15 protein-coding genes are annotated in these 14591 nt (G+C 29.9%); 8 read left to right on the top strand and 7 right to left on the bottom strand.

The window, feature by feature from the left end; translation table 11 throughout:
- Window positions 1–59 precede the first annotated feature (59 nt).
- The 6 genes from Q0C58_RS07065 (at window position 60) to Q0C58_RS07040 (ending at window position 5265) form a co-directional block, all read left to right on the top strand.
- Entirely contained in the window at window positions 60–1487 is a 1428-nt protein-coding gene (locus Q0C58_RS07065; RefSeq protein ID WP_290699254.1) for an AAA family ATPase, read from the top strand.
- A 50-nt stretch (window positions 1488–1537) separates the two neighbouring features.
- Window positions 1538–2104, top strand: a complete 567-nt coding sequence (locus Q0C58_RS07060; RefSeq protein ID WP_290699251.1) for a DUF4126 domain-containing protein — start codon at window positions 1538–1540, stop codon at window positions 2102–2104.
- Window positions 2105–2165: 61 nt separating this feature from the next.
- On the top strand, window positions 2166–2894 hold the full coding sequence (gene kdsB, locus Q0C58_RS07055) for a 3-deoxy-manno-octulosonate cytidylyltransferase (protein ID WP_290699248.1): 729 nt from the start codon (window positions 2166–2168) through the stop codon (window positions 2892–2894).
- A gap of 1 nt (window position 2895) precedes the next feature.
- Entirely contained in the window at window positions 2896–3600 is a 705-nt protein-coding gene (locus tag Q0C58_RS07050) for an HAD family hydrolase (protein ID WP_290699246.1), read from the top strand.
- Between the two features lie 32 nt (window positions 3601–3632).
- On the top strand, window positions 3633–4715 hold the full coding sequence (locus tag Q0C58_RS07045; RefSeq protein WP_290699244.1) for an iron-containing alcohol dehydrogenase family protein: 1083 nt from the start codon (window positions 3633–3635) through the stop codon (window positions 4713–4715).
- A gap of 1 nt (window position 4716) precedes the next feature.
- A complete protein-coding gene (locus Q0C58_RS07040) occupies window positions 4717–5265 on the top strand; it encodes a 1-acyl-sn-glycerol-3-phosphate acyltransferase (RefSeq protein WP_290699242.1) in 549 nt (182 codons plus the stop codon).
- A 279-nt stretch (window positions 5266–5544) separates the two neighbouring features.
- Here the strand turns inward: Q0C58_RS07040 and Q0C58_RS07035 are convergent, their stop codons facing one another.
- From Q0C58_RS07035 to gcvT, 7 genes are all read right to left on the bottom strand, one after another.
- Window positions 5545–6282 carry a YebC/PmpR family DNA-binding transcriptional regulator gene (locus tag Q0C58_RS07035; protein WP_290699240.1) on the bottom strand — a complete coding sequence of 246 codons (738 nt, stop codon included), beginning with the start codon at window positions 6280–6282 and terminating at the stop codon, window positions 5545–5547.
- A gap of 141 nt (window positions 6283–6423) precedes the next feature.
- Window positions 6424–7458: a hypothetical protein gene (locus Q0C58_RS07030; protein WP_290699238.1), complete on the bottom strand. Its 1035-nt coding sequence runs from the start codon at window positions 7456–7458 to the stop codon at window positions 6424–6426.
- Window positions 7459–7465: 7 nt separating this feature from the next.
- Entirely contained in the window at window positions 7466–9514 is a 2049-nt protein-coding gene (locus tag Q0C58_RS07025) for a S41 family peptidase (RefSeq protein ID WP_290699236.1), read from the bottom strand.
- Between the two features lie 69 nt (window positions 9515–9583).
- Entirely contained in the window at window positions 9584–9874 is a 291-nt protein-coding gene (locus tag Q0C58_RS07020; RefSeq protein WP_290699234.1) for a 4a-hydroxytetrahydrobiopterin dehydratase, read from the bottom strand.
- 13 nt (window positions 9875–9887) lie between these two features.
- The gene (locus Q0C58_RS07015; RefSeq protein ID WP_290699232.1) at window positions 9888–10109 is read right to left on the bottom strand and encodes a hypothetical protein; all 222 of its coding nucleotides are present in this window, start codon (window positions 10107–10109) and stop codon (window positions 9888–9890) included.
- Between the two features lie 148 nt (window positions 10110–10257).
- Window positions 10258–11091 (bottom strand): sugar nucleotide-binding protein, encoded by an 834-nt coding sequence (locus Q0C58_RS07010; protein ID WP_290699230.1) that lies wholly within the window; start codon window positions 11089–11091, stop codon window positions 10258–10260.
- 127 nt (window positions 11092–11218) lie between these two features.
- Entirely contained in the window at window positions 11219–12289 is a 1071-nt protein-coding gene (gene gcvT, locus Q0C58_RS07005) for a glycine cleavage system aminomethyltransferase GcvT (RefSeq protein ID WP_290699228.1), read from the bottom strand.
- A gap of 182 nt (window positions 12290–12471) precedes the next feature.
- Here gcvT and Q0C58_RS07000 point away from each other — a divergent pair, with 182 nt between their 5' ends.
- Window positions 12472–13023, top strand: coding sequence for a hypothetical protein (locus tag Q0C58_RS07000; RefSeq protein ID WP_290699226.1), 552 nt, complete (start codon window positions 12472–12474; stop codon window positions 13021–13023).
- Window position 13024: 1 nt separating this feature from the next.
- Entirely contained in the window at window positions 13025–14467 is a 1443-nt protein-coding gene (locus Q0C58_RS06995) for an SH3 domain-containing protein (protein ID WP_290699224.1), read from the top strand.
- Window positions 14468–14591: the final 124 nt, after the last annotated feature.

Below are 14591 nucleotides of genomic sequence, written 5' to 3'. Positions count from 1 at the left end.
CCAATAAGAGTAAAAATCATTTATATCTTTGAATTATTCTTAAATTCTTAATTGCTTTAATGACGTCTTCAAATTTTTATTCCCTTATAAAACAGCATTTTCCGTTTACGCCAACTGCAAAACAAGATATATTATTATTACAACTTTCCGAATTTATTTTTCGAGATAATGATAATGACATCTTTTTGTTAAAAGGGTATGCAGGAACTGGAAAGACAACTATTATTGGTACAATAGTTAATAATTTATGGCATGCCGAAAAAAAGGCTGTGCTAATGGCACCAACAGGTAGAGCCGCAAAAGTGATTAGTAATTATTCTAAAAAGGAAGCGTTTACTATTCATAAAAAAATATATTTTCCTAAAAAAGAAAAAGGTGGAGGCGTAAAATTTGTTTTACAGCCTAATAAACATAAAAACACCATTTTTATAGTAGATGAGGCTTCCATGATTCCAGATGCACCATCAGATTCTAAATTGTATGCTAATGGTTCTTTATTAGACGATTTAATGCAATATGTATATCAAGGTCATAAATGCAAATTGCTTTTAATTGGTGATACAGCACAGTTACCACCTGTAAAATTAGATATAAGTCCTGCTTTAGACGAAACCACTTTAAGCTTATCTTACAACAAAGATGTTACTAAAATGGAACTTGACGAAGTAATGCGTCAAGGAGAAGATTCTGGTATTTTAGAGAATGCTACGCTATTACGCGAAACTATAGCAAGTTCCTTTTTTGAAAGTTTTAAATTTAATATTAAAGGCTTTCCAGATATTGTTAGACTTGTTGATGGCTACGATATAATGGATGCTATTAACGACGCTTATAGCACTCTTGGAAACGAAGAAATGGCAATTATTGTACGTAGTAATAAGCGTGCTAATTTGTACAACCAGCAAATACGTAGCAGAATTTTATTTAATGAAAATGAATTATCTGCTGGTGACTACCTTATGGTAGTTAAAAATAATTACTTCTGGCTTAAGCCAACTAGTGAAGCAGGTTTTATTGCCAATGGTGATATTGTTGAAGTGCTTGAAATCTTTAGTATTAAAGAATTGTATGGTTTTAGATTTGCTGAAGTTAAAGTACGCATGGTAGATTACCCAAAAATGATTCCCATAGAAACAGTAGTTTTATTAGATACTATTAATGCAGAAACTCCTTCTTTGCCATACGAAGATTCTAACCGTTTGTATCAAGAAATACAGAAAGATTATGAAGACGAAACAAGTAAATATAAAAAGTATTTAAAGATAAAAAGTAATAAACATTTTAATGCCTTACAGGTAAAATTCTCTTATGCCATTACTTGTCATAAATCGCAAGGTGGACAATGGAATACCGTATTTGTAGAGCAACCGTATTTACCTGAAGGTATAAATCGCGATTATTTACGTTGGTTATACACAGCAGTAACAAGAGCTCAAGAAAAGCTATATTTAATAGGTTTTAAAGACGACTTTTTTGAAAGTGAATAAATAGTTCTACATTTATAACCATTACAACATAAATTAATAAGTAAAAAAAAATGACGAGCGAGACCATAATTAGTATTTGTCTAGGCATAGGTTTATCTGCATCTGTAGGTTTTCGAGTTTTTGTGCCATTATTTGCACTAAGCCTAACAGCATTTTTAGGCAGTTGGGAATTAAACGAATCTTGGCAATGGATAGGTAGTTTATCTGCATTAATTGTTTTAGGTGTAGCAACTGTTGTAGAGATATTTGCCTACTATATTCCTTATGTAGACAATTTGTTAGATTCTGCAGCTATTCCATTGGCAGCCATTGCAGGAACAGCAGTTATGGTATCAACAGTAGCAGATTTAAGTCCAGTTATTACTTGGGCTTTAGCCATTATTGCAGGAGGAGGAACAGCAGCAGCTGTTGCAAGTACTTCTGGAGCAACTAGATTAGCATCCACAGCTACAACTGGTGGTTTGGCAAATCCTGTAGTTACTACAGTAGAAACAGGAACAGCAGTTGTAATGTCTGCAGTTTCAGTGGTTTTTCCTTTTGTTGCAATATTTTTAGTTATCATTATTCTGTTTACCATATTTAAGCTTTATAAAAAGTTTAAACCTTCTAAGACTTAAATTTGGTTTAAAAATTATATTTTTGATGGTGAATAATTATGTAAATACTTCAGCTTTATAAATGAAAATAATCGCAATGATTCCTGCACGATACAGTGCTTCTCGTTTTCCTGGCAAACTCATGCAAGATTTAGGAGGTAAACCTGTAATAACTAGAACTTACGAGGCTACAATTGAGACTCAATTGTTTGATGATGTAGTTGTGGTTACAGATAGCGCTATTATTTTTAAAGAAATTGAAAGCATTGGTGGCAAAGTAGTAATGAGCATTAAAGAACACGAATGTGGTAGCGACAGAATAGCTGAAGCTGTGGAGTTTATGGATGTTGATATTGTTGTTAATGTACAAGGAGATGAGCCTTTTACTGAAGTAGATTCGCTTAAAAAACTAATTCAGGTTTTTAAAGAAGACGATAAAAAGGAAGTTGATTTGGCCTCTTTAATGGTGCATATTACAGATGATGAAGAAATTAAAAACCCAAATACTGTAAAGGTAATTGTAGATCAAAAAGATTTTGCTCTCTACTTTTCGCGAAGCCCAATTCCGTATCCTAGAGATAAAGAAGTGGCTACTAAATATTTTAAGCATAAAGGCGTTTATGCCTTTAGAAAACAAGCTTTATTAGATTTTTATCGCTTACCAATGTTGGTGTTAGAAGCATCAGAAAAAATAGAATGTATTCGCTATCTAGAATATGGAAAGCGTATAAAAATGGTAGAAACAAATGTGCAAGGTGTAGAAATAGATACACCTGAAGATTTAGAACGCGCTAAAAAATTGTGGAAATAAATTGATTAACGAATATCAAAATATAAAAGTTATTGGCTTTGATGCAGATGATACGCTTTGGGTAAATGAAACCTATTTTCGTGATGCAGAAACTGAATTTTCAAAATTATTAAGTAGGTTTGAAACCGAAAATAAAATAGACAAAGAACTCTTTAATATGGAAATTAAAAACCTTCCAGTTTATGGTTATGGTGTAAAAGGTTTTGTGTTGTCTATGGTAGAATTGGCATTAGAATTATCTAACAATACTGTTTCTAATAATACCATTAGTAAAATATTAGAGATAGGTAAGGAGATGATTAATAAGCCTGTAGAGTTGTTAAATGGAGTAGAAGATGTGCTTAAAGAGTTATCTAAAAATTATAAATTAATAGTGGCTACAAAAGGCGATTTGTTAGACCAAGAACGTAAGCTTAAAAAATCTGGATTGTTAGATTATTTTCATCATATAGAAGTATTAAGCGATAAAAAAGAAGAGAATTATAGTAGATTGCTAAAACATTTAGACATTAAACCTGAACATTTTTTAATGATAGGGAATTCATTAAAGTCTGATGTTTTACCATTAGTCGCATTAGGAGCAAAAGCAATTCATATTCCATTTCATACCACTTGGGCTCATGAAGAAGTTACCGTTAACCCTAATAAACATAAAAGTTATAGAACGCTTGAAAATTTAAGCGAAGTAATTTCAATATTACACTAGAAAACAATATTTTTACAGTTACAAATAGTTGAATGAATTATAAGAATTTTCCAATGGTGTCCAGAGTAATTTTTGGACGAGGTAGTTTTAATCAGTTAGACGAGATTCTTTCTCCTAAGCGATTAAGTACTAAAGCACCATTTATATATTTTGTGGACGATGTTTTTAAAGGTAACGCTTGGTTAACCTCAAGAATCCCTTTGTCTTACAATGATAAGTTAATTTACGTCTCAGTAGCTAAAGAACCTGAAACGTCTCAAATAGACGAGTTAGTAGAAGAAATTATTCTTAATTTTAAAGCATTACCATCTGGTATTGTTGGCATTGGAGGAGGAAGTGTTTTAGATATCGCCAAGGCAGTTTCCATAATGCTTACTAACGATGGTGAAGCTAAAGATTACCAAGGATGGGATTTAGTAAAAAATCCAGCAATTTATCATGTTGGTATTCCTACAATATCTGGAACAGGAGCAGAGGTTTCAAGAACTACTATTTTAACAGGACCAGAAAGAAAACTTGGTATTAATAGTGATTATACACCATTTGATCAAGTTATTTTAGATCCAGAATTAACAAAAGACGTACCTAAAGATCAATGGTTTTATACAGGAATGGATTGTTTTGTACATTGTATAGAATCGCTTAATGGTACTTTTTTAAATGCGTTTAGTCAAACGTATGGCGAAAAAGCATATACACTTTGTAAAGAAATTTTTCTTGAAGATACTTTAAGTATTCAAGATTCTCAAGATAAGCTCATGATGGCTAGTTGGCATGGAGGCATGAGTATTGCTTATTCTCAAGTTGGTGTTGCTCATGCTTTAAGTTATGGTTTAGGTTATTTACTAGGTATTAAACATGGTATTGGAAACTGCATTGTTTTCGATCACTTAGAGGAGTATTATCCCGATGGTGTTACTATGTTTAAGGCTATGAAAGCAAAGCATAATATTGTTTTACCTCAAGGTATATGTAAAGATTTATCTGATAAAGAATTTGATATCATGATAAATGTAGCATTAAGCTTAGAACCACTTTGGGAAAATGCTATTGGCAAACAATGGAAAAAAACAATTACTAGAGAAAAACTAAAAGCACTCTACAAAAAAATGTAGCATGCATAGTTTTTACAAATTTATTTACTACAAATTACTAGGTTGGAAAATTGAAGGTAATACTACAATGTCCCAAAATACTATAAAAAAAGCTGTAATAATTGCTGCTCCACACACAAGTTGGCAAGATTTTTTTATTGGTGTTTTTTTACGAAGAGTTTTAAATATAAAAACCAATTTTGTTGGTAAGAAAGAGCTATTTATTTGGCCTTTTGGCTATTATTTTAAGGCAGTTGGTGGTGTACCTTTAAATAGGAGTAGCAATGAGAACAAAGTTGAAGCTATTGCTAAAGAATTTAATAAACACGACGAGTTTAGAATAACCTTTGCTCCTGAAGGCACTAGAAAAAAAGTAGTAAAATGGCGTACTGGATTTTACTACATAGCAAAAGAGTCTAAGGTTCCAATAATTATGTTTACTTTAGATTTTAAGAATAAAAAAAACGTGATTTCAGAGCCATTTTATCCTACAGATAATATGGAAGAAGATTTTAAGTTTATGCGAGGTTTTTTTAATGGAGTTATTGGTAAAAAGCCAGAATTCTCATAATATATAAGAATTAGTTTAAGTTGCTTTTAATTAATTATTATTTTATAAAAAGCTTTTCGGTTTTATTAAATTATTAATGTGTTTGGTATAATAATCGAAATACTTTATTTGTAGTATGCAGATGAAACATAAAGTAAACTTCTCCTAAGTCAATAAAAAGAAACATTTACATACTACAAGCTTTAAAAGCTACTAACCTAAGTGTAAAGTAGCTTTTTACTTTTTTAGTAATATTAGTTTTAATCGAAAGAAGTGTCTTATAAATAGTATCTGTATCTACTATTCCTCCATAGTATGGTAAACATTCTGAACATCATCATCTTCTTCAATTTTTTCAAGAAGTTTCTCTACATCAGTAACTTGTTCTGGTGTTAGTTTTTTTAATACCTGAGGAATACGCTCAAAACCAGAAGAAATAATTTCTAATTTATTTTCTTCTAAATACGATTGTATTTTTCCAAAACTTTCAAAAGGAGCATAAATGAGTATAAAATTTTGATCTTCAGCGTTTTCATCTGTATCTGTATCTTCAAAAATTTCTTCTACTCCATAATCAATAAGCTCAAGCTCAAGCTCTTCTAAGTCTAGCTCTCCAGCTGGAATTCTAAAGTTACACGTGTGATCGAACATAAACACAACAGAACCAGAAGTACCTAAACTACCATCACATTTAGTAAAATAGCTTCTTACATTAGCTACTGTTCTATTATTATTATCTGTTGCAGTTTCTACTAAAATGGCAATACCATGAGGTGCATAACCTTCAAAAAGAACTTCTTTAAAATCACCTTGGTCTTTTTCACTAGCTTTTTTAATAGCACGTTCTACATTGTCTTTAGGCATATTTACTGCCTTTGCATTTTGTATTACTGCTCTTAAACGAGAATTACTATCTGGATCTGGACCGCCTTCTTTTACAGCCATTACAATGTCTTTGCCAATACGAGTAAATGCTTTACTCATGGCAGACCAACGTTTCATCTTTCTTGCTTTACGGAACTCAAAAGCTCTTCCCATATTTTATGTTTTATAATTTTCTTATTCTACTGAACTTGTTACTATAAAGAAGAAAATTTTCAATGTTATTTTTTATAATTAATAGTTTCACAAATTTATAAAAAATGTTTGGCTACAAAAATCTTTACTATATAATTATACTTAATCTTTTGGTACATGTCTTGATAAAAACTTAGACTTAGATTCTTCAACTTTTAATAATATTTTTTGTCTATTATTATTTAGAGTAGTGTTTACTTTGTTGTATGTATTTCCTGCTTTATTAATATCTTTAATTTTTTTATTGTAAGCATCTACTTGTGGTTTTGTACGTTTATTTTCTGGTGTTTTTTCTATTGTGTTTTTTATGGTTTCAAAATCTTCTTTTAATATTAAAAAATCTGCTATTACAGGAATTTGTTTTTCAGATTCGGTTATAAAAAATTCGAAGGCAGCTTTATACGATAAACTTAGACTTTTGTCTGTTTTATATGGTTTTACAGTTTTTAAAATTTCTAAACCATCTTTAGCAGCTTGATTTAATGCATTTGCATTTTGTTGAATGCCACTAACATCACTTTTTTCTACAGCTTCCCATAAATAGATTTCGTTAATATAGACTTTAAAAAAAATAAGATAAAGTGTATTAGTATGGTCAAAAACCTTGTTAGATATTGCCATTTTTTTTCCTAAATCGTTTTCACTTTCTACAATACTTATTTTATGTTTTTCAGCGTAAGCGTGAAAGTTTTTTTCGTATTCTAGTTGAGATTCTGTCATTTTCTCATCTGCCAATTCTTGAGCTAAAATATAGGCTTCCATTAAATCGTAAGATTGCTCTGCAACAGCTTTCATATCTATAATATCTGCATATTCTTCTTTAAGTAAACTCTCATTTAAACGCATGTGTTTAAGTACGTTATTTTTATGTATTTCACCATCAAAACCATTTGCTTTTTCAATTTTAGCAATGGTACGTTCTACAGTTTTTATTAGTAGCTGTCTTTTTTTAGTAATGCTTTTATCACTTTTACTATGCGCAACTGCTTTTGTGTATTTCCAAGTGTTTTTAGTGACTGTTTCTTGTTCTTTACCTATAAACTCAATGTATTCTACAGCAGAATCGAAACTTTGTGCACTAGTAAAAATTGAAAAAAGAAAAAAGGATGCGAAAATTAATTTAATTAAGGGTTTCATTAATTATTTAGTTAGAGGTTGTTAAATCTTTTAAAACCTGTTGCGCTTCATTTATATAAATATCTTGAGCAAGTGATTTTATAATACTATTGTTATGATCTTTATCTTCTGTGTTGTATTCTAAAAGTTCTGTTGTAGAGATTGTATTTGTTATTTTTAAGAGTAAAGGTTCCTGTTCATTATCATTAAAGATAAAGTCTAATGTTGCTGTTCTACGTTTTTTTTCTTCGGAAACACTCTCTAAAGTTAGTTTGTATTTTTCTCCTTTTTTGTACACAAGGTTATAAAATGCCTTATTAATTTCTAAAACTTTTTTAAAGCTTTTATCGTTTACAACACGTGCTTTACTTTTAGCACTAATAGCTTTTCTGTTTAATTCTGGAAATGGTAAATGTTTTAAAGTAACGTTTGTTGATGTGTTTGGTAATGCGTGTGGTTTATTACTTTCGGCAGTTGCAAACTTATTGTATAGAGAAGGTAATTTAATATCTGGAATAACACCTATAGCTTGGTGACTTTTACCGGTTACACGATAAAAAGCTTCAATAGTTAACTTTGTAAAACCTAAGTTTTTATCCTTATATAAAGGTAAAATAGTTTGCGCACTAGATTTCCCATAAGTTGTTGCACCTACAATAATTGCGCGATTGTAATCTTGCATTGCAGCAGAAAAAAACTCTGATGCAGATGCACTATAATCGTTAACCAAAATAACCATTGGTTTACTGTAAAAACTTCCACGTTTATTGTCTCTAATAGTATAGTTTTCTCCTTCTTTAGACTGTATAATAGAAACAGGTCCACGATCTATAAACATACCAGAAAGCTCAATAGCTTCCTGCAAAGAGCCACCACCATTAAAACGTAAATCTATAATAAGACCTTGGATGTTTTCTTTTTGAAGCTTGTATAATTCTTTAGCAATATCTGCTGTGAGTCCACGACCATTTAAAGATTCAGAATTGGTATAAAAGCTTGGTATTTTTATATAACCGTAATTAGATTGGTCTTTAATAATGTAACCTCTAATAGCATTATCTTCTACCTTAATATTACTTTTTGTAAGCTTAATGTCTAGAAGCATTCCGTTTTTCTTTTTAATAGAAAAAGTAAGTGTTTTATGTTCCTCTTTATTTAAGTACAACTCAATTTCTCCATTAGATACGCAATGTATTGTAAATACAGATTGACCATTAGAAATGGATTGTATAATGTCGTCTTTTTCAAATTTACCATTATCGAAAGCTGCACTTCCAGGAATTACTTGTGCAATAGCAATTTCTCCATTATCGTTTTTACTTGTAATAATACCAAAAGACATTTGGTTTTTAGAGAGTCTGTTTTGGTAGGTTAATTTTTCAGTAGAATTAAAAAATGTAGAATTAGGATCGTTAACTTTTACATAAGCATTTAAAAAAGCCGATTTTACAACTCTAGAAATACCACCATCTTTATTAATTAGCTCATTTAAAAGACAAATTTCATTTTCTATAACTATTTGTTTTGCCTCTTTTTCTAGAGTAGTAAAGTTGCTTTTTATTATAGCAATATCTGTGTTTTCGTCTATTAATTTTACAATTATGCGATAACTAATACGCTTTCTAAGTCCTTTCTCTAAAGCAGCTTCATCTTTATAATAAGTATAAAATTTTTCTGGAGTATGTTGTAGTGTTACTGTTCCAGAATAATCTAAAGATTTTGTTTTTAGGGTTTCAAGTTTAGAGATGCTTAGTTCAATTTTCTGTTTTAAAACCGAAATATATTTGTCTATAAACTCACAATTAGCTTCTTCGATGTAGTTATCGAATAGTAATGCGTCTGTATTAAAATTACTAATGTCACTTTTTAAAAAGTAATCTTTATCAGTATCTAATGCTTTAATAAATAGTTTGTAAATAGACTTAGATGTACTGTCGTTTAGTGTTTTAGGATAAAAATGATTGGTTTCTATTACAGATTTAAGTGCAGTAACTTGTTTACAAAACAACGTGTCTTTTTGGCCGAAACCAAAATATGAAACAAAGAAAAAGAGGGAAAATAGTAGTATTCTAATCATCTAGGGCTTATAAATGCGATTGTAAAATACAAAAAAAAGTAAGTATAATCCTAGTTATGCCTATTTTAACTATTCTTCTTCTTCTACAATACCTTCAATTGCAAGTGCTAATTTTATATCTTTTAAAGTAACACCTCCAGCATCGTGAGTCGATAATTTAATATTTAACACATTATAAGTGTTAGACCAATCTGGATGATGGTTTAGCGCTTCGCACTCAAAAGCAATCCTGCTCATAGCACTAAAACAATCTTTAAAATTATTGAATTCGTATTCTGTATGTATAGCATTTTCTGCATAGTCCCATTCTGGTAATTTTGCTAAATGCTTTTCTATTTCTTTTTCTGTAAGTTTAGTCATGGTTTTATTTTTTTTACTCTACAATTTCATAATCAATATCAAGTTTTCGTAACGCTCTCAAAGCAGAACCAGAGTTTTTATCTGCAATTTCAATATCTACAGGATCTCCTTCTAAAAGAATTTCTGTAAATTCATTAGCTAAAGAATCTCCAACATTAGAAATCTCTGCTATACATTTTGCTATTGCTCTTTTATCTGGTCTTTGCGCATCGCAAGATAATAAGTTTATATTCATGAGTTTTTATATTATTTTTTAATGGTTACATGCTGTTCGCTATTAATTTTTCCGTTTAGCGACAAACTTTTTAACATGCTCGTTTCAGAATAGTATAAAAATAAGAATACTAAAATGGATTTAAGAGATTAGCTTACTTTATTTAAAATTAAACTTCTAATTCTTTAAAAATAGTATCGCTTTCTAGTTGTAAATGTTTTGGTAATTTATTGTGTTTAGATAATACTGCGAGATAACGATCTTCGTTTGTAGTGTACACATTTTTAAACAGTGGTTTAAAATCACCTAAGGTTTCTATAATTTCTTTTATAAAATCGTCATGATGCACTAAATCATTACTTCCTAAATGAAAAACTCCAGATTTATTACGATTAATTATATAATGAATTTGCTGTGTAACCTTAGCGTCTGTAGTAACATTCATTATTAAATTAGGAAACACCTCAATTGGTATTCCTTCTTTTAAAAAAGCTTTAATTTCTTTAATTCTTGGAGATTGTGCTCCAAAAACCATTGGTAATCTTATTATTACTATTTGCTTTTTAGGCATACGTAATAAGATATTTTCTATTTTAATTTTAAAATGACCATACATACTATGGCTTAATGTTTTGTCCTGTTCGTAGCTTGGAAACTTACTGTAAGCATCAAAAACATTAGCAGAAGATAAAAATAAAAGCTTTGCATTATTTGCAATTACATATTCGCAAATATGTGCATGTGCAATTACTTGAGCCGAAAAATTACCACGAAGTGCAGATACAATAACTGTAGGTTTTACAATCTCTAGGATTTCGAAAATATCGTCTTCCTCTACATTATATTGAAAATAATGCTGATTCTTATCAAAATTATAATTGTCTGTTCTGTAGGTTCCGTAGGTTCTAAAATAGGAGCAGAGCTCTTTATATATGGCTTCGCCAATAAAGCCACTAGCTCCTAAAACTAAGATTCTATGTTTTTTGTCTATGTCTTGCTTCATTAATTAAACTAACCGTCTTAAAAATGTAAAATGTCAGACAGAGCTTGTCGAAGTCTTTTGTCTTTATAGTTATTAAAGATTAGTTTTCGACAGGCTCAAACTGACATTGTAATTAATTTAAAACTATTTATCCTTTATAAAAAGGTAATTTAACAACAGTTGCTGGCACTACATTTTTACGTATTTGAATATTAATTTTACTATTAACATCTGTAAAAACCATTGGCACGTACCCTAAACCAATACCTTTTCCTAACATTGGGCTCATGGTACCAGAAGTTACTTCACCTATTTTTTTACCTTGACCATCAACAATATCATAACCTTGTCTTGGAATACCACGATCGTCAAGTTCGAAAGCAATTAACTTACGGTCAACACCTTTACGTTTTTGGTCTTCTAAAGCCTCACTGTTTGTAAAGTCTTTAGTAAATTTTGTAATCCAACCTAAACCAGCTTCAAGTGGAGAAGTGGTATCGTTTATATCGTTTCCGTAAAGGCAATAACCCATTTCAAGACGTAATGTGTCTCTAGCAGCTAGGCCAATTGGCTTTGCTCCAGCTTGAGTTACTTTATCCCAAATTTGTTTTACCTCACTGTTTTTACAATAGATTTCAAATCCACCACTTCCAGTGTAACCAGTTGCACTAATTATAACATGTTCGATACCTGCAAAATCACCAACAACAAAGTTGTAGAATTTAATTTCAGATAAATCGTGGCTGGTTAATGCTTGCATTTTTTCAACGGCATTTGGACCTTGAATGGCTAAAAGTGAATAATCTTCACTTAAATCACGCATCTTTGCAGCAACTTCGTTTTTAGAAGATATCCAGTTCCAATCTTTTTCAATATTACTAGCGTTAACAACCAATAAGTAGCTTTCTTCTTTTAGTTTGTAGATAATTAAATCATCTACAATACCACCATCATCATTAGGTAAACAAGAATACTGCGCTTTTCCAACGGTTAATTTTGAAGCATCATTACTAGATACTTTTTGTATTAAAGCTAAGGCATTAGGACCTTCGATTAAAAATTCTCCCATATGCGATACATCAAAAACACCACAATCTTTTCTTACTGCTTCGTGTTCTATGTTTACACCATCGTATTGTACTGGCATGTTGTAGCCTGCAAATGGTACCATTTTAGCACTTAGTGCTTCGTGTGTTGCTGTTAATGCTGTGTTTTTCATCAAAAAAGTATTTTTTGTTTCCGTGAAAACGGAAATCTTAATTTATTATGGTCGAAATTTGTTTTAACAAAAGTATTGAAAAATATTGAGTTGCTTTCAATAGCATTCTTATTAAATAGTTAATTTTATATGCTCAACTATTATGATTAATTTTCGATATTATTTTAATAACATAAGATCAAATGAAGCACTTTTTATTACTTGTTCTATTTATAGTGTCTGTCACAGCTTTAAATGCACAACATACCAAATCTTATATTGAATTTACCAATAATTTTATTTTAGTAGATACTATTACTATTGATACTAAGTTTAGTAATGGTTTAAAAAAGGATTCTGGAACAAAATTAGTCTATAAATATAAAGATTATGTTTATGAGTTTTTATCTGGTGGCTATATTCAATATGATAAAAAAGGAAATATAATTACAAATTCTAAGTTTGATAATTTCGGTAATTATTTGTCTTATAAATACTATGATAGTAAAGGCAATTTAATTGAGGATTCTGTATTTAATACAATTGATATAAATACTAATAATCTAGAAGATTTTATGGCTAACACTTATAAAAACACAGTGTTATTTGGCTATAAAAAACAGTATACATTTTCTAATAAACTTTGTTTAAATTACTTAAAGAAAGAAGGGAAGATAGAGTCTTTTAAGAAAATTGGTGTTTGGAAAATTTATTCTGAAACTGGTGAATTAAAGAAAGAGAAAATATATAAATAAAATGAAGGACCTTTTAATAACACTTATTCTTGTTTTATTTGTTTTTTCATCTTGTAAAAATGAAAGGAAACCAAAAGGTTTTATAGGCTCAGTTAATAAAGAAAATCAGTTTGTACCAATTGAAGGCATGATAGATTTTAAGTTTAAAACCGAGGACAGTTTAGAACTCACTATTTCTAGAATTAATCACAAAAACAACTACTGCTCTTTAAGTTTACATCTTGTTTATAAGGAAAAAGTAATAGACCAAATTAGGTTTAACAAACTCTTTCAGCAATGCAATCCTGAAGTTATTTTAAAGCAAGATTTCAAGTCATTAAAATCTGTTGTTTTACCAAATATTAAAACCGAAATTGGTCTATTAACCTTTAAGTTAGCCAATGGTTCAACTTACGATTTACTTGTTGGACAAAGTAATAGAAAGCTTTTAAAGCTTGAAGAAGATATTGTTTTTAATCCAGACCAAAATGTAGAAAATACGCTAACAGTAAAAGATACCTCAATAGTTTATAGTAGTAAAATTATAAATAAAATTAGCAATACAGCGTTTTCAAACACCACCAAAACGCTTGAAGTTTTAGGAGATGGTATTTTAAAAGAACAAAAAGCATTTCCTGTTACAAAGCAAATTTATTCTCATACTTTTAAAAAGAATCCCAGTTATGCTTATAGTATTGTAGAAACGAAACACAATTGGAGAACAAGTGTTTACAAATCTCTATTAAAAAAGGATGGAATTGTAGTAGATTCTAATATTCTTGAAAGGCATGATAATTATATTGAAACGCTATATACTGTAAATGAAATTAAAGCAACCTACACAGATATTTCTATTGATAATGTTGAAGAACTAGTAGAAATAACCAATAATGGTTTAGGCGAAACTTGGGATGGTTACGCTTACAGTAATATGCTTTTTGGCTACACAAAAAATAATACTTTAATAAATGAATTGTTTACAGATAGCGAAGGCGGAAATACAGAAAGCGACTATTCTCGTGGTTATATGGCAGATGAAAGATTTAACATCCCAAATTCTAAAACTGGTTTTAATAATAGACTAATTATTAATAAAATTGGGAGCGAAACATTTTATAATGTAAATAAAGACGATCAAGAAGGAAAAACAAATGTATTCTATAACATAGATGAAGTTTACGACTTTAAAAACGGACAATTTATTATAGATATTACAACTGGCTATAATACTTATGTAACAGCTAAAAATGGATTATCTGTTAGAAGTAAACCTGGTTTTACAGAGCGCTTAGAAAAGCTAGAGTATAATACTGAAGTGAGTATAATTGCGAGATCTAAAATAGATTTTACTTTAAAGGAAGCTAACAACAAAACCATTATTGGACGTTGGTGTAAAATACGCTATAACAATGGGAAATTAGGTTATGTTTTTGATGGGTATTTGAGTGAGAATAAAACACCCTGAATCATTTTTATGAAATTCAGGGTGCATTTTTAAAACACTTCGTTAATGTTAACTATTTTAATATTTAAAGTAATTATCTTATAATATTGAAGGATGCTTAAATGTAATCTTAGAAAACTGAACT

It is taken from the genome of Lacinutrix sp. (assembly GCF_023299985.1).
Lineage (GTDB): Bacteria > Bacteroidota > Bacteroidia > Flavobacteriales > Flavobacteriaceae > Lacinutrix.
This window is presented reverse-complemented; position numbering and strand designations above follow the sequence as displayed.